At 48.7% G+C, this 15573-nt stretch carries 12 protein-coding genes and 1 pseudogene; 7 read left to right on the top strand and 6 right to left on the bottom strand.

What is annotated here, in order from left to right:
- The 3 genes and pseudogenes from AC4MRN_RS13430 to AC4MRN_RS13420 all read left to right on the top strand — a co-directional run.
- The coding region (locus AC4MRN_RS13430) for a DUF3081 family protein (protein WP_491203558.1) at positions 1-191 on the top strand (191 nt) is incomplete at its 5' end.
- Between the two features lie 227 nt (positions 192-418).
- Positions 419-1351 (top strand): annotated as a pseudogene (gene lpxL, locus AC4MRN_RS13425) (LpxL/LpxP family Kdo(2)-lipid IV(A) lauroyl/palmitoleoyl acyltransferase).
- Positions 1352-1427: 76 nt separating this feature from the next.
- Positions 1428-2042, top strand: coding sequence for a TcpQ domain-containing protein (locus tag AC4MRN_RS13420; protein WP_073319582.1), 615 nt, complete (start codon positions 1428-1430; stop codon positions 2040-2042).
- A 34-nt stretch (positions 2043-2076) separates the two neighbouring features.
- Here the strand turns inward: AC4MRN_RS13420 and glnE are convergent, their stop codons facing one another.
- Complete coding sequence (gene glnE, locus AC4MRN_RS13415) at positions 2077-4980, bottom strand: bifunctional [glutamate--ammonia ligase]-adenylyl-L-tyrosine phosphorylase/[glutamate--ammonia-ligase] adenylyltransferase (RefSeq protein WP_491203557.1); 2904 nt, start codon at positions 4978-4980, stop codon at positions 2077-2079.
- A 103-nt stretch (positions 4981-5083) separates the two neighbouring features.
- On the opposite strand from glnE, the gene AC4MRN_RS13410 reads away from it, so the two are divergent.
- On the top strand, positions 5084-5998 hold the full coding sequence (locus AC4MRN_RS13410) for a DUF350 domain-containing protein (RefSeq protein ID WP_073319574.1): 915 nt from the start codon (positions 5084-5086) through the stop codon (positions 5996-5998).
- Here AC4MRN_RS13410 and AC4MRN_RS13405 read toward each other — a convergent pair.
- Positions 5961-6290 (bottom strand): GIY-YIG nuclease family protein, encoded by a 330-nt coding sequence (locus AC4MRN_RS13405; RefSeq protein ID WP_491203556.1) that lies wholly within the window; start codon positions 6288-6290, stop codon positions 5961-5963. The genes AC4MRN_RS13410 and AC4MRN_RS13405 overlap by 38 nt on opposite strands.
- A gap of 64 nt (positions 6291-6354) precedes the next feature.
- Between AC4MRN_RS13405 and hldE the strand changes: the two genes are divergently transcribed.
- Positions 6355-7791: a bifunctional D-glycero-beta-D-manno-heptose-7-phosphate kinase/D-glycero-beta-D-manno-heptose 1-phosphate adenylyltransferase HldE gene (gene hldE, locus AC4MRN_RS13400; protein WP_155015589.1), complete on the top strand. Its 1437-nt coding sequence runs from the start codon at positions 6355-6357 to the stop codon at positions 7789-7791.
- Positions 7792-7935: 144 nt separating this feature from the next.
- Positions 7936-9021 (top strand): XrtA/PEP-CTERM system-associated ATPase, encoded by a 1086-nt coding sequence (locus tag AC4MRN_RS13395; protein ID WP_073319565.1) that lies wholly within the window; start codon positions 7936-7938, stop codon positions 9019-9021.
- A gap of 83 nt (positions 9022-9104) precedes the next feature.
- On the opposite strand, the gene AC4MRN_RS13390 is transcribed toward AC4MRN_RS13395, so the two are convergent.
- Genes AC4MRN_RS13390 through AC4MRN_RS13375 form a run of 4 tightly spaced genes read right to left on the bottom strand, consistent with a single transcriptional unit; the run spans position 9105 to position 14070 of the window.
- Positions 9105-10778 (bottom strand): porin family protein, encoded by a 1674-nt coding sequence (locus AC4MRN_RS13390; RefSeq protein ID WP_155015588.1) that lies wholly within the window; start codon positions 10776-10778, stop codon positions 9105-9107.
- A gap of 19 nt (positions 10779-10797) precedes the next feature.
- The gene (locus AC4MRN_RS13385; protein ID WP_073319559.1) at positions 10798-11811 is read right to left on the bottom strand and encodes an XrtA-associated tyrosine autokinase; all 1014 of its coding nucleotides are present in this window, start codon (positions 11809-11811) and stop codon (positions 10798-10800) included.
- A complete protein-coding gene (locus AC4MRN_RS13380; RefSeq protein ID WP_155015586.1) occupies positions 11811-13388 on the bottom strand; it encodes an XrtA system polysaccharide chain length determinant in 1578 nt (525 codons plus the stop codon). The genes AC4MRN_RS13385 and AC4MRN_RS13380 overlap by 1 nt, the downstream gene beginning before the upstream one ends.
- A gap of 49 nt (positions 13389-13437) precedes the next feature.
- Entirely contained in the window at positions 13438-14070 is a 633-nt protein-coding gene (locus tag AC4MRN_RS13375; protein WP_073319553.1) for an XrtA/PEP-CTERM system exopolysaccharide export protein, read from the bottom strand.
- 216 nt (positions 14071-14286) lie between these two features.
- Between AC4MRN_RS13375 and AC4MRN_RS13370 the strand changes: the two genes are divergently transcribed.
- Positions 14287-15573 (top strand): TIGR03013 family XrtA/PEP-CTERM system glycosyltransferase (locus AC4MRN_RS13370; RefSeq protein ID WP_491203555.1); only part of this gene is annotated, 1287 nt, incomplete at its 3' end.

Here is a 15573-nt window from a genome sequence, read left to right as displayed (position 1 = left end):
AGGTTGAAGAAAAGTACCGCCTGGAAGGTGTGTTAGCGTTTACTGACTTCGACGGCTACACCCTTTATATGCAGGATGCGCTGGTATCCATGCAATTTGGTTTTCACAACCAGTATCGCTTTGATTATCAAAAAAGCGAGGACTTCGAGGCGTTTGAGAAAAAGCTCAAATACATCGATACTCATTACTGATTCTGCCTCGCCCCGTTACGCGCTTCTAAAGTAGCGCGCTACAAAAACCGCACTTAAAAAACTCGCTAATAAAAACAAAGTACACCAGCCTGTTAGCCTTTTTCTTCCAGAGTAGGAAAGCCCGCTTTTATCCGCTACAATTCGAGCCAGAATTTTACTGCCCACTTTGTTGTGTAATCAAATTACGTTAGGGCAGTACGGATACCATCAAATAGGATTCTGCGCTTTTGTCTGTAGCAATTACGCCTCCCAAGTTTAAGTTAGCGTTTTTAGGACCAAAATTCTGGCCGGTTTGGATCAGCATGTGTCTTTTGTACATTGTAACCTGGTTGCCATTCCCGGTGATACGAGTGCTAGGCCGCGGGGCCGGTGTGTTGTTAGGTGCATTAGCAAAAAGCCGAGTTAAAGTAGCGCGCAAAAATATCTCATTGTGTTTCCCTAATTTGTCACAGGCTGAACAGGACAAACTGGTTAAGGCTAATTTGTACCGGGCTGGCATGGGACTGTTTGAAACGGCAATGGGCTGGTGGTGGCCAGATTGGCGCGTACGTAAGCACGGCGAAGTAGAAGGTCTTGAGCACGCCAAAGCGGTATTGGCGCAACACAAAGGCGTGTTTGGTATGGCGCTGCACAACATGAATCTGGAATTTGCCTGCCGGGTATTAGGGCTCAGCTACCCCAGTGTGGCATTTTACCGATAACACAATAACCCATTGATGGATTACCTGCAGTACCGGGGCCGGGCACGCTCTAATAAATATATGATCCATAAACGCAATGCCCGCGCATTGCTGGCCGCGCTTGATGAAGGCGAGCTGTGTCTGTATTTGCCGGATCAGGATTACGGCCGCAACCAAAGTATTTTTGTGCCGTTTTACGGGGTGAAAGAGACGGCGACTACCACGGCGACGCTAATGTTCATTCGTCGGACCGACAGTATTCCGCTAATGGTTACCTCGCAATATACCGATACAGGGTATAAGGTAAAGTTTTATCCACCGCTGATGGCATTAAAAGAGCTGGATGATGAAGCCGGTCTGACGCTGTTAAATGCTAAAATTGAAACCATTATCGACGAGCAACCAGACAGTTACCTGTGGATGCATAAGCGTTTCAAGACGCGCCCCGACCCGGATGCGCCATCTTTGTACAAAGACTGAATGCGAAAGCCACAAAAGTGTCATACAGTAAAGCTATGTCGTTTTCATTAAAAGGCATGCACAGAGGTAGTAACGCATGAAAAGACAACCATCTTCTGCGGTCTTTTGGGCCAAACATTTAAGCCTAGCGCTGGCTGTGGTGATTATTGCGGCTGTGGTTATATATTTGCAGCTGGGGAATACCAGTGCGCCGACGCCGGTCGATGCGCCGGCTGAACGCTCAGTAGCGAAAGGGCTGTCAGATTTTTATCGCGACTTCAGAATGTCGGCCAACGACCCGGTTAAAAGTGAAGGCGCTGACATGGTGCTGGATATTACACCTTCTGAGCAAAGTCTGGACGACCAACTGCAATCCATGTCAAGTGACCTGAAACCTGCTGAGGGTCGCTGGGTTGGCGAGTACAAATTCCGTACGTTCAAAGCCGGCAATACCCTGCGCGAAGCAATCTCGTCTTACGCGGAGCAGGAAGGGATGCAGGTTATCTGGGATCTCAATCAGGATTTTGTGATCAAACACCAATTTCAGATGGACAATACCATTGCCGGTTCACTGGCTAAAATAGCCAGTGCCATAGACAGTAACTTTGAGGGTAAAGTGGCGACTTTTGTTTGTCCCAAACAACGTTCCCTGGTGGTCACTGAAACCGTTACTGAGTACCTGACGGAAAATTGCAGCCGGGTAAACGGTTAAATTCAGCGCAATGTTCTCTATTGCGCTGGTCTGTTTATTCCTTGTTATCCGCAGTGCGTTTATCGCCCAGGCAAGACTGCCATAACGCGGAGACCTGCTGACGTATTTCATTGAGCACATCGGTTTGGCTAGCCAGTTTAACACCTGATAGCGTCAGCTGATGGTAATGATCACGCAAGGTCAGGTAGGCACTCTGTAGTGTTTCCGCCTGTTCAGGTGACAATAGTCCAACGTCGGCGACGGTATCAATGATCCTCAAATTGTCAGTCCATTTTACCAATGTCGGGAATTGGTGGGCGTAACCCAATACCCAAAACTGCGTCATAAACTCAATGTCGGTAATGCCGCCCTCACATTGTTTCAAATCCAGGCCGTCGGCCTTAGTATCCAACAAGTGCTGACGCATTTTTTCCCGCATCGAAACTACGTCTTCTACAAGCGCAGGTAACGCTCGCTGGCGCTGAAGAATGGTCCGGCGGATCCGCATAAAACTGTCGTGCAGGGCGGTATCGCCAACGATACTTCTGGCTCTCACCAGCGCCTGGTGTTCCCAGGTCCAGGCTTCATTTTCTTGGTAGTGGGCAAAGCCATTCTCATGACAACACAGTAGCCCGGAATTGCCTGATGGACGCAGTCGCAGGTCTGTTTCATAGAGCTGACCGGCCATGGTTTTGGTGTTGAGCAAATGCATGATGCGTTGCGATAACTTAATATAAAATTGTTGCGCTGAGATTGCTTTTTTACCGTTCGTTATGCTGTCTTGTGGCGCATTGTGTAAAAACACTAAATCCAGATCTGAGCCATAACCGAGTTCATAACCGCCGAGTTTACCGTAACCGATGATCAGGAAGCCAAATTCACCTTCCTGCAGATGGCCCGGCGCACCGAATTTTTCGGTTACCTGCCCCCAGGCTGAATTGAGCACGGCGTGCAGCATGACCTCTGCTAACGCAGTGAGTTTGTCGCTGACTTTGGCAACAGGTAACGAACCGGAGATATCACTCGCCGCAATACGCAACTGCTGACTGAGCTTGAATTGTCGCCACTGTTCCATGAGTTGTTCAATATCATCGGGTTCAACGCGCAGTAACGCCTGGCGAAGTTCATCATTGTATTCGGCAAAACACAGCGTGATATCGGTTTGCTGTTGCTGCAAGTAAAGGGGCGTGAGTAATTCGTCCAGCAAAAGCGGGAAGCTACGTATTTGCTCGGTGATCCACTCGCTGCGGGCGCACAGTTTGATAAGTTGTTTCAGTACATTGGGGTTTTCGTGCAGCAAGTCCAGATAGGTTGTCCGGCCGGTAATAGCACTGATTACACTGCATAACCGCGGAAACAGTACCACAGTGTCTCCCGGGCATTGTTGCAGCATAAAATACAGCAGTTCGGGGATCAGTTTCGCCAGGGTATCTTCGCCTTTCTGGCCAATCCGGTGGCGAGACAAACTCTGGCGAAAGTCTGACAGCTGGTCGAACAGTATGCGTGCATTCTCTGGCGCCAGTTCTGTCTCGAAAAGCTGGCTGAACTCGACGTCGGTCATCGTAACCACCCAGGCGTCTTTGCAACGGGTAAACAATGAGTCGTGCTGTTGGGCCTCGTCGCCGGGTTCGGCGACTAACTGGTTAAACTGAGCATGGATACGCCCCATGACTTGCTCCAGCTCCGCCAGGAAGGCGGCATAGTCCTCAAACCCCATAACCTGTGTTAGCACATGTTGAGGCCAGGGCTCATCAGGTAATAACTGGGTTTGCTGATCGTTAAACTGTTGCAGAGTATGCTCGGCTTTGCGTAAAAAATAATAGTCTGCAATCAGCGTGTCGATATCGTCTTGTTCAATAAGCTGAAGTTCAACCAGCTGATGTAAAACGTGGATCAGCTGACGCGACTGTAAGCGAGCCTCACGGCCACCGTGAATTAACTGGAAACTCTGAGCAAAGAACTCAACCTCGCGAATACCACCGGGGCCGAGCTTGATATTGTTGTGCAACTGTCGCCGACGCAGCTCCTTGTTGATCAGTTGTTTCATATCCCGAATGGCGTCAAGGGTGGTGAAATCGAGATACCTGCGGTAAATAAATGGCTGCAGTATGCTTTCCAGTTGCTCGGTGTAGCGGCAGGTGGGGTTCAGAATGCGTGCCTTGATCATGGCGTAGCGTTCCCACTGACGTCCCTGGTCCTGATAGTAATCTTCCAGGGCGCCGAAATGCGCCACCAGTGGGCCACTTTCACCAAACGGGCGCAAGCGCATGTCAACACGAAAAACCTGACCGTGCACGGTGATCTTGTTCAGGGCGGCAATCAGCTTCTGGGCCAGCTTGGTAAAGAAAGGTTGATTCTCAAGTGGTTTGCGAGGGTGATCGGTCTCGCCTTTAAGTGGGTAAGCGAAGATCAGGTCGATATCACTGGAGAAGTTCAGCTCGTGTCCACCCAGTTTGCCCATCCCCAACACCAGCATCGGCTGCGGTCCAAACGGACCTTGCGGTGTGCCATGACGTTCACACAGATGTGCGTATAACCAATGATAGGCGCCCATTATTAAGGCATCGGCGAGCTGACTTACCTGGGAAAGTGACGTTTCTATCGTTTGGCAATGAGTGAGATCGCGCCAGGCGAGGGCGGCCATATGTGTTTGTCTGAACTGGCGCAGAGCAGCCAGCAAATTAGGTTCACTCTCTACGTTTTCCAATTGCTCAGCCAGCAAAGTACACAGCGAGGCGGCGTCGGCATGAATATGCCACTGATGCTCAAGTATCTCTGCCAGTACCTTGGGCTGAGTCGCAATCAGTTCGCCGACGAAAGGACTTAATGCCAGAATCTGTTTGATATCGTCCTGGTAGTCTGAAAACAGTGGAAACTGTTCGCTGGCGGCGAGGATACTTTGCCAGCGGCGCTCGACATTTTCCTGAATAATCGGAATTTGGGTTTTCTCTGTACTCATAATCACTTAGGATAATCGCCAATTGATGGCTGCAGTCTGGCACAATCCCCTTTCAGGCTCCAGCATCCTAATACCAAATTCCTGTAAGACATTGAGGTAGAACATGGAAACTCTGGTTAAGTTAGTGCCGTTACCCCATGATTTGTGGGTGTACGTACTGATTGACGTGGCTCTGGCTTTGTTGCTTTTGCTGATTATGAAGTGGACCAATCGCACCCGTACCAGCGTTTCCGTTAGTGATGAATTGGGCGTTAAAGATAATTTTGCTTTTGGTATCAGTATTGCCGGCGGCATGTTGTCACTGTGTATCGTGCTTAGCTCTGTGGTTGGACGCCATGTTGGGCAAGGCTATGAAAGTGCTGCACTGGGTATGTTGATGTTTGGCTTTGTGGGTATTGTACTGGTGAAATTCGGCCGTTTTGCGCACGACAAAATTGTGCTGGATGCGGTTGATACACAATATAAAATCAGTGATCGCAGTGTCAGTGTTGCACTGGTTGATGCCTCAAGTGTGGTCGCCAGTGCGATTATTCTCAGAAGCATGATGGAATGGGTGGACGGTAGCGACTTAAATGCCATCATCGCGATTGTTACCGGGTTTTTGGTGGTCCTTACCATTTTATTGATCATGACCCGTATCTATGAACTGCGCTACGCGCTACAAAACCAAAACCATTCATTTCAAAGTGCACTTGAAACAGGCCAGCTTGCGTTAGCCGTTCAACATGCTGGCAACTTACTTGGCGTGGCGTTGGTTGTGTCATCTGCCGGGCAGTTCCTGCGCTACAGCCCGGAGGGCTATGTTAGCAATGTGACTGGCTGGCTGGTTACCAGTATCGCACTGGCGCTGCTGTTGTGGTTGCTGGTGGCCTTTAGTAAGAAGATGCTACTTGGCGGCGTGAACTATCAACAGGAAGTTGACCAGCAGCACAATGTGGGCGTCGCCGCCGTTGAGTTAACACTAAGCGTGGGCATGGCGCTTATTGTGAGCGGAGTACTGAATTCATCTGCTGGATAACTTCTGCAGAAAGTAAGCTGTTTTCTTGCGGTGGTTGCAAAGTGCGTTGAATGAGCTGCTGTTTAGCGGCTCTGGAGTGGCGTTTTATCCAGGCCTCCAACTGCAGCGCGACGGATTTGTTTGCGACTTCAAAAACGCATTCAAATTGCAGCGGGCCTTTTCCTCTCAGCGCTTTGGCGCCGCCTTTGATCAGGCCGCTGTGCTGGCGAATGCGCCTGGCCGGGTTGTTCGTAATACCCGTGTACAATACGCCTTGCGCGGTGCTAATTATATACACATACCAAACTGTCATGAATTGGCTCTATACTACCTTTCGCTGTTATACTGCCGCCACTAGTGTAACTAAATAGACAAAAATGACACTTCCTGATTTTAGCCAAATTCGTATTCTGGTCGCGGGCGACGTAATGCTGGACCGTTACTGGACAGGCGCGACTGCGCGTGTATCCCCTGAAGCACCGGTGCCGGTTGTTAATATTAATGATATCGAAGACCGCCCGGGTGGCGCTGCAAACGTAGCTATAAACCTGGCCTCGTTAGGCGCATCGGTATCCTTGTTGGGTCTGGTAGGGCAGGATGACAACGCCAATATTTTGCAAACCCGTTTAACCGGCTATGGCATTGAATGTTTTTTCACGCCCTGCGAACAGTTCGATACCATCACCAAGTTAAGGGTAATGAGTCGAAACCAGCAATTATTGCGAATGGATTTTGAAAAGTCCTTTGCCAGTGTCGACAAATCGGCCTTGGTTGAAGCCTTTGCGGCGCAGCTCGATAGCTGTGATCTGGTGATTCTGTCTGATTATGCCAAAGGCACCCTCAGTGACCCTCAGGCGTTGATTCAGTTAGCCATTGCCAAGGGTAAACCTGTTGTAGTGGATCCTAAAGGCAGTGATTTTAGCAAATACCGACAGGCGACATTGATCACGCCAAACCTGGCTGAGCTTAGTGCCGTGGTTGGGGAAGTAGACAGCGAAGCCCAACTGGTAGAAAAGTCAGGTGCACTGTGTGAAAGCCTGTCTCTGGACGCGTTGTTGGTGACACGTTCAGAACAAGGTATGACATTGTTCCAACCGCAACAGCCTGAATTCCATTTACCAGCAAAAGCCAAAGAAGTGTATGACGTCACTGGCGCGGGTGATACCGTCATTTCGACTCTCGCAGCTTGTATGGCCGCGGGCGAGACGCTGCAACAGTCGTGTGTACTGGCTAATTTGGCAGCAAGCATTGTGGTAGGCAAGTTGGGTACTTCAACGGTATCGACCACCGAATTAGCGGTTGCTGCGGGTCAGCAGTCCCATCCAGACGGCGGAGTGATGACCGAAGAGCAACTGGTGCTGGCAATCGAAGCGGCGAAGCGTCGTGGTGAGCGGATTGTTATGACCAACGGGTGTTTTGATATTTTGCACGCGGGACACGTTTCGTACCTCGATGCTGCAGGGCGGTTGGGCGACAGATTAATTGTTGCTGTCAATACCGATGCGTCTGTACAGGCGCTGAAGGGCCCTGGTCGACCGGTAAACAACGTTCAGCGCCGTATGGCAGTGCTGGCCGGACTCAGTGCGGTTGATTGGGTAGTGCCGTTTAGCGAAGACACGCCGGAACGCTTGATTAGCCGATTATTGCCTGATGTTCTGGTAAAAGGCGGTGACTATAAAGTTGAAGAGATTGCCGGCGGTAAGGCGGTGATGGACAATGGAGGTTCAGTGGAAGTATTGCACTTTGAAGAGGGCGTCTCTACAACCGGCATTATTGATACCATTGTGAAGCGGCAAAGCTTTCAACAGCAATAAACATCAGGGGCGAGAGTAATCGCCCCTGTTTCATTGTAAACGGTGAAATTCATCGTTGAGATAATGCACAAGTGGCAGCTTTAGGATAAGCTTAACCAAATCGCGCAAACGCGCCTCATGAAACACTAGCGGTAGTAGCAATCAATGTACGAAAGTTATTATGGACTTAACTCAAAGCCGTTTCAGCTGACTCCGGACCCGGCTTTCTTTTTCGCCAGTAAGTGGCATAAGCGGGCCATGTCTTACCTGCAATATGGATTGTCGCAGGCTGAAGGATTTATCGTGATAACCGGTGACATTGGTACCGGGAAAACAACCATAGCAAACAGTTTGTTGGCCGATATTGAAGACGACATCGTGGCGGCGCAAATTGTAACGCCGAAATTATCTCCCGACGAATTGGTTAAAATGGTTGCTGCGAAGTTTGAAATTGATGTGGCCGGTAAAACCAAAGCGGATATTTTAAAGGACCTGGAAAATTTCTTATTTGCCCTCAGCACACAAGGTCGTCGGGCACTGTTGTTGGTGGATGAAGCGCAGAACCTGCCGCTGGAAACCATTGAAGAACTGCGCATGCTTTCTAACTTCCAACAGGCAGGCAAACCCTTGCTACAAAGTTTCCTGTTGGGGCAAGAAGAGTTGCAGCCTATTCTGCGCGCACCCAACATGGAGCAGTTTCGCCAGCGTATTGTCGCCTCGTGTCACCTTGCGCCATTGACCCTTGAGGAAGTACAGTCCTACATTGAATACCGCCTGCAACACGCGGGTTGGAACGGGACACAGCTTTTCTCTGCTGAGGCCTACGAGCACATCTATAAATTTACCCGTGGTGTACCCAGAAAAATAAATACGCTGATGGACCGTATTCTGCTTTACGGATTTTTAGAAGAGCTCGAGGTTCTCGATGAAACGGCGGTTGACGCGGTTATCGATGAAGTTCGCGAAGAAATGTTTGTGCCTGACACACCAGCAGCACCAGAGGAGCCGGAAGTTGCTGAAGAGCAAGCAGAGCCTACAAACAACGAGAACGCTCAGTCAGGCAAGCCACAGCGCTTAATCACGCCGAATGGCAATGAAGTGAAGGACGCTGAATACTACAAGGCCATGCTAGGTGAATTAGTGGATGCGCTTGATGACGCTATTAGCCACAAAATAAAACTCACCCAGTACATCGATAAGTTACTGAAGAAGAAGTACCGTACTTATGTCAGGTTGAAGTCTGATGATTAATGTTGTGTGGTAAATACAGCAATCTAACGTAAATTGAAAAAGGCCCGATAGGGCCTTTTTGCTTTTTTAGTGAGTTGCCAGGTCTAACGCCGGTTAGACTGCATTCGGTATGTCAGGCCCAGAGTGATGCGCGTTTCGTTGATCGTAAATGACGGTGTCGAAATATCACGGTTGTCTTCACTGTCCAGGTAGCGAATTTCCGCGTTTACCGATAACCCTCGGGACAACTGATTGCGCAAGCCAAGGGTATAAACTGAATTATCCGACTCGCCGTCAACACCATTTAACTCAGTATCGAAAATCGAATACTGGGCTCTGGCATACAGGTTACTTCTGGCGCCAGCTTGCAGGCTGGCATTCACGCCCAGTACTTTCTGGATTTGCTGGCGGTCATTTTCGCTGTAGGTTGTGTCAATGTAGCGAGCGTCAAACGACACGCGTAACTTACGCTTTTGGAACCCGAAGGTAGAACTCAATTGACGACGTAATACTACTTGCTCAGTGACTTCCGTAATGACCTCGGAGAACTGGACTGTCTGTTCTCCCGGCTGTAATTCATAGTCAAGCGTATCGGGCTGGAAACAGTCGATAATATCTACGGCGCCGGCAGGGCAAACAAATGTGCCCGCATCGGCAAAATCAAACAACAGGCTGGAGTAGGTTGTTGTACTTTCCTGATATGACACCGACGCTCTGGCCGCCCGGGTGCCGTAGTTAAACGTGAAGCTACCAGCGTCGCCGTAATAACGGCGTCCGTAGTCACCCGCAATACTGGTACGTGGTGAAAACTGCCATTGGGTTGATACACCAACAAAGGTTTCGCCGTCATCGTTGCCGTCGGTGGATATTTTATTAGCGGTTACCGTAAAGAATCGTCCCGCTGCCGGGCGGTAATTTAACCCAGCGCCATAGGTATTAAAGCGCTGAAACTGGCCGCTGAACAGGCCAAACCCGCCAGACAATTGTCCGTCAGTTTCAAACTCTTCATGGGTTGCTGTTAACACCAGGCCAAAATCACCATACAGGTTATAGCCAACCTGACCGTTAGCAGACAGGGATTCGAACATGCCAAAGTCCTGTCGGTCAATTTCGCGGTAATTGGCGCTGGCATTCCAATAGGCATTGCGAAACCAGTCGCCATTATTCAGGGTCAGCGTGGCTGATGTCCCTTTCGAGTCGATACCTGCATTTTGCGGATCCTGCTCATCCTCGGTAAGCGATGCGTCACTGCGGGCCTGATAATATCGCCCTGTGATATTCGCATCTACAAAATCGTTGCGAGCTACCGCCAGCGCAGCGCCAATACTGTGCGTGGTGGTTTTCGTCAGGTCCTGATTATTCAGCAAAAAATCCGACGAGGTATAAGTTCCCGGACGAACGGATTGATAACCCTGTGAGCCCTGAGCAAAAATCTGAAAGACACTGTCAATAACGCTCAATGTACCGTTGTAATTAAACTCGGTGAAACTGTCGGAGCGACTGCCTGCATCCAGTTCAAACCGTTGATACAGATGGGTAGCAGACACATTTGCATTGAGTTTTTTACTGAGATAACTGGCCACCACAGTGGGTGATATTTGCAGGGTGTCTCTGTCTTCGTAGCGACCAGGTGTATCGTCTGAAGAATCCAGAGATTGATGCACAAGTGACGAATTAACGGATCCGGTAATTTGCACATCAGCAACGGCGGCCGTACTGAATACAGCTGCACACAAGGTTGCGATAAGTGCCGGGCGAAACTGCTCAATCCTTTTCACAAGCTATCCTTATCGCTGATTAATCACGAGGTTCACTGCCATAATAGTAACCATAGTAGTTACCATTTTCGGCGCTTTCATTAACGGCTTTATTCACGACAAACCCGACGGCCATGTCCGGGTTTAATCGATCGACAATCGAGTTGATATCGTTGAGCTTTGTTCTGCCTTCTTCCGTTACTATTACGGCTTGTCCTGCAAAACTCGCCAGGATTGCTGATTCGTTGATACCGATCAAAGGTGGAGTATCAATTATTACGATACGGTCGGGATACCGATTCGAGAACTCGTCAATGGTGTACGCCATCCTCTCACTGGCAAGCAGTTCGGTTGAAAGGTGGTGAGTCTGGCCTGCTGGGATAATACGTAATTTGTCGACATTAGTACGATACAGTACATCAGCAATGTCTTTGTCTTCGTCGAGCAGATACTCCATCAGACCATCCTGATGGTCAACGCGGAGTGTGCGCGTCACATTGGGTTTCAATACGTCTGCATCAACCAATAACACGGTTTTGTCTTGCTCAGATGCAATACTCAAGGCAAGGTTTATTGCGGTAAACGTCTTACCCTCAGACGGTCTGGCACTGCTCACCATGATGATGTTGCTGTTGTTCAGTGTTTTGGACAATGCGCCAAACGCGTTTTTAAGCAACTTGCGCTTAATTTCACGGTATTCCTCGTTAATCAGCTTCCGTGCATTGCTTACTGATACAAAGCCGCGTTCGTCCAGACTTTCAAGGTCCAGAGTCAGTGTTTTTACTTCCGGCGATGGCGGTGCTGATTCAGAAGCGCTGCTGGTGGGCGGAGTCACAGGCGCGCTAGGTGTCTCTGTAACCGGCGGCACAGCTGGCGCGGTTTCTACCTGACTCGCTGGAGCCGGCGTCTGTTGAGCTTGCTTTTCAAGTGTTCGTTCTATTGTCGATGCTTTTGGGGCTTCAGGCTGCTCTGCTGCTGCCTGAGCTTGCTCCGCTTTGCGTTTCGCTGCCGCTTCTTGTTGCTTTTGCAAGGCTTTTTCAATGCTGTTACCCATTATAAGAACCTCTCTACTAAATTAACGTGGGCAATTTCAGCGGCGACTAACACAGCGTACATGGACACAATGGCGCCCGATGACAGGATGAAGACAAACACTCTGAAACGATTTTTTCTTTGGATTTGTTTAAGGTTAAGGTGAGTTACAGCACCAAGTACAGGGAACGACGTTAGCTTGGTTAACTGACTGCCTCGAACCAAAACTGGACGAAGTTGACTGATCAGAAATGCCAGACCAATACCGACACCGAAGCCCATAATTAAAATACCTGTGTAGTACATCAGGCGTTTCGGACCCGTTGGCTGATCAGGTACCAGTGGCGGTTCGATAGTACGGAATTGTAATTCCTCAGACGAGACATCTGCCCGACGAGACAGTTCTGCGGCTTCTTTGCGCTGCAACAATTCTTCGTATTTTTGCTTGGTAATACCATAGTCACGATTGAGCGCCGTTGATTCAGCTTCAATCTGCGGTACCAAATCGATTTTATTTTTCAGTTCCTGAATCTTCGCGTTGTAGTCTGTTTCGCGCACTTTAAGCGATGCGATTTGTCCTTCTACGCGACTGATTTCCAGTTTGATTTCGGTTGCCAGTGGACTCAGGTTTGCAGTGTCTTCTTCATCACCCGCTTCGCTAAAGAAGGCCTGGATTTCTTCTTGTCTGGATTTTTCAAGTGAGGCGAGCAGGCTTTGCGCTTCAATAACATCAGGGTGTTTGTCGGTAAAACGTAAGCGAAGCTGATCAATTTGTTCTTCCAGCGTTTTGATACGCTCATCGTAACGCGTTGTAATAACAGGCGCATCAGATGAACCTTGTCTTACGCCGAATCCGTCAGACAGCTTGCCGCTGCTGAGCTGGCCCTTTAACGAGGTAACCTGTTGCTCGAGTTCTCTGATTTGTAACTTAGTTGCTTCAAGCTCGCGAGTTACACCCTGAAGATTAGAATAAAACGAACCTTGCACTGGCAGGATGTCATTGTATCTGCGCTGGAAGTCAGCTAAACGTTGTTCAGCTTCAATCAGTCGGGTTTCGTATTCGGCAATTTGCTCTTCAAGGAAACGGCTGGCGGTGTCAGTATCACGGCGGTTATTACCCAAACTGCCTTCTACAAACAAATCCAGGGTTTCCTGAACGACGCGTTTGGCTAATTCAGGATCTTTATTTGAGTAGGAAATGGTGTAGATATTGTTACGGCCGGTGCGATTTAGCTTGATACTGTTACTCAAATTAGTAATCAGCCTGCTGTAAGCATCCGCGTTGTTCACCGTGATATCAAGGTCGGATTCCCGCGCGATGATTTCAACATTTGAGCGGCTTAATAACGTTTGCGCCATCATGGCGATTTCTTGCTGAGGATTGGTTTGGATCGCGAGACCACTCAGCAACGGCTGAAGCATTGAGCGCGTATCCACGAAGACTACGGCTTCCGATTTGTATACATCGGGCATCATAGCAATGTAACCGAATCCAACCGGGCAAATTAGCCATGAGCACAGCATGATGTAGCGTTTTTTTAGCCAGATTCCCCGAATATAATCGAGGATCATTTCTATTGTTTGTTGCAATTCCTGCATGTTTTTGTCCGTTTACCGCTCGAAAGACTTAAAAAGAAACATTTCGTTTCTAGAACCAGGCTTCAGGAATGATGACGATGTCGCCAGGCAGCATATCGACATTTTTACTGATATCACCGTCGCTGATTAAGTCTTCAATGGCAATTTTGAATGTAGTTTGACGGCCGTCTACGACACGGATGAGTTTGGCGTCGTTTCCGTCAGCAAATTCAGTCAGACCACCCACAGCAATCATGAGGTCGAGCAAGGTCATGTGCTCGGTGTAGTTTATTGCGCGCGGGTTTGTTGCTTCACCAATTACACGTACCTGCTCGCTCAATGGGCCAGAGAAGCCATTTACGCTTACTGTCACGCGAGGGTTGTTGATGTAGGTCGCCAGTTTTTCTTCGATTTCACGGGCTAACATGGTCGGCGTACGGCCGGACACATCCAAATCTTCTACCAGCGCAGTGGTTACCTTGCCGTCAGGGCGAACAATAAAGCTGCCTGAAATTTCAGGGTTACGCCAAACGAATATAGTCAGACTATCGCCTGGACCTATGAGATATTTGTAGTCGTTAACATCCGTTGTCAATGAAGGACGGGTAGTTGCCTGAGGCAGGTTACTAGTGCCACTACATCCCGTCAGTAAAGTCCCCAGTGCAGCTGCAACGATTAATAACCTGGTGTTTACCTTATCCATGCTTCTCTATCCTGTGCGTACTAAATCAAGTCCAGTGACGACTATTACCTGTCTGATTTTTTATTTTTCAGGGCAGGAAATGCGCCTGTTAATTTAATTTTAATTACTAATATAAAGCGATAGTGTGCAATTAGTCTATCTCAATCGCAAAAATTGTCATATGATAAATCCCAAACGCAGGTAGTGCGGCACTCAACAGACTTAGTAAAAGACAATATGGCAGTTGCAAAAAACAGACAAAATAAGCGCTCCAATGCGTTAGTAATCACGGAAGCGTTACTTGTTTCGTATGTGGGGTACATCACGAGTTTTATTCTGGTCCAGTTAGATTTGATTGCTGAGCCGGGGATCGAAAATTTAACCATCAATATTTTCCTGGTTACATTAGCCGTATTACTTTGTTCTCTATCTGTTGGTCTGTACGAAGCCAAACTGCGGGAGACCTTCCGCGGGATAATTCGGCGTATCTTTGTTAGTTTAGGTATCAGTTATTTTATTGTTGAAGTGCTGACCGGTACGCTGTTTTCCAGTCTGGACATGCATTCCTACTATTTACCCACCGCAATTTGTCTGAATATTATTGCGTTGGTGTTTTTCCGTTATTTCACTAATCGATTGGGGCTACTTGGTCTGGGTAGGGTCCGCCTGATGGTGCTGGGAGCGGGTGAAAGAGCCTCGATCATCGAAAAGCGCATGCGTCGTGACGTAGATCGCTTGGGCTTTGAATTACTCGGTTTTGTACCTGTGCCTGGTGATAACCGCGAGGACGGGATTAAAAACGAAAAAATCATTCACGTAAAAGTGGACGAGAATCTGCGCAACTTCGTGGTTGAAAACGATATAGAAGAGATTGTGATAGCGTGTGACCAGCGCCGAGGCACACTGCCTATAGAAACCTTGTTCGATTGCCGTTTACGCGGCATAGAAGTAACCGACCTGCTTGACTTTATGGAGCGGGAAACGGGTCAGATTGCCGTTAATCTGATGTACCCGAGTTGGGTCATTTATTCTAACGGTTTCCATTCTCAGAATTACCTGCGTGATGCACTGGACTACAGTGTCAATGCGGTCCTGGCCTTGTTTGTGCTGATTTTCGCCTGGCCATTTATGCTAATTACTGCGTTGATCATCTATCTCGATGATGGTCGTAGAACCGGCACATCGGTGTTTTACAAGCAGGAGCGGGTAGGGCAAAACGGCCGGTTGTTTAAAATAATTAAGTTCAGAAGTATGCGGCCGGATGCGGAAAAAGACGGCGCGAAGTGGGCATCGAAAAACGACGATCGGGTAACGCGTATTGGCCACTTTATTCGAAAATACCGGATTGATGAACTGCCGCAGTTGATTAATGTATTCCGTGGCGAGATGTCTTTTATCGGCCCGCGCCCGGAGCGTCCCGAGTTTGTTGAACAACTGGTCAAAGAAGTTCCTTATTACAATCAGCGGCACAACGTTAAGCCCGGTTTGGCCGGATGGGCACAGCTAAATTACCCCTACGGGAGA

It is taken from the genome of Marisediminitalea sp. (assembly GCF_984433645.1).
The sequence above is the reverse complement of the archived record's forward strand: the minus strand, read 5'-3'. Positions and strand labels throughout refer to the sequence as shown.

Excerpts from the sequence above, each read along its gene's own strand:
- AC4MRN_RS13405 (WP_491203556.1), bottom strand. The coding sequence starts at position 6,290 with ATGACAGTTTGGTATGTGTATATAATTAGCACCGCGCAAGGCGTATTG.
- glnE (WP_491203557.1), bottom strand. The coding sequence starts at position 4,980 with ATGAGTACAGAGAAAACCCAAATTCCGATTATTCAGGAAAATGTCGAG.
- hldE (WP_155015589.1), top strand. The coding sequence starts at position 6,355 with ATGACACTTCCTGATTTTAGCCAAATTCGTATTCTGGTCGCGGGCGAC.
- AC4MRN_RS13385 (WP_073319559.1), bottom strand. The coding sequence starts at position 11,811 with ATGGGTAACAGCATTGAAAAAGCCTTGCAAAAGCAACAAGAAGCGGCA.
- AC4MRN_RS13380 (WP_155015586.1), bottom strand. The coding sequence starts at position 13,388 with ATGCAGGAATTGCAACAAACAATAGAAATGATCCTCGATTATATTCGG.
- AC4MRN_RS13420 (WP_073319582.1), top strand. The coding sequence starts at position 1,428 with ATGAAAAGACAACCATCTTCTGCGGTCTTTTGGGCCAAACATTTAAGC.
- AC4MRN_RS13410 (WP_073319574.1), top strand. The coding sequence starts at position 5,084 with ATGGAAACTCTGGTTAAGTTAGTGCCGTTACCCCATGATTTGTGGGTG.
- AC4MRN_RS13395 (WP_073319565.1), top strand. The coding sequence starts at position 7,936 with ATGTACGAAAGTTATTATGGACTTAACTCAAAGCCGTTTCAGCTGACT.
- AC4MRN_RS13375 (WP_073319553.1), bottom strand. The coding sequence starts at position 14,070 with ATGGATAAGGTAAACACCAGGTTATTAATCGTTGCAGCTGCACTGGGG.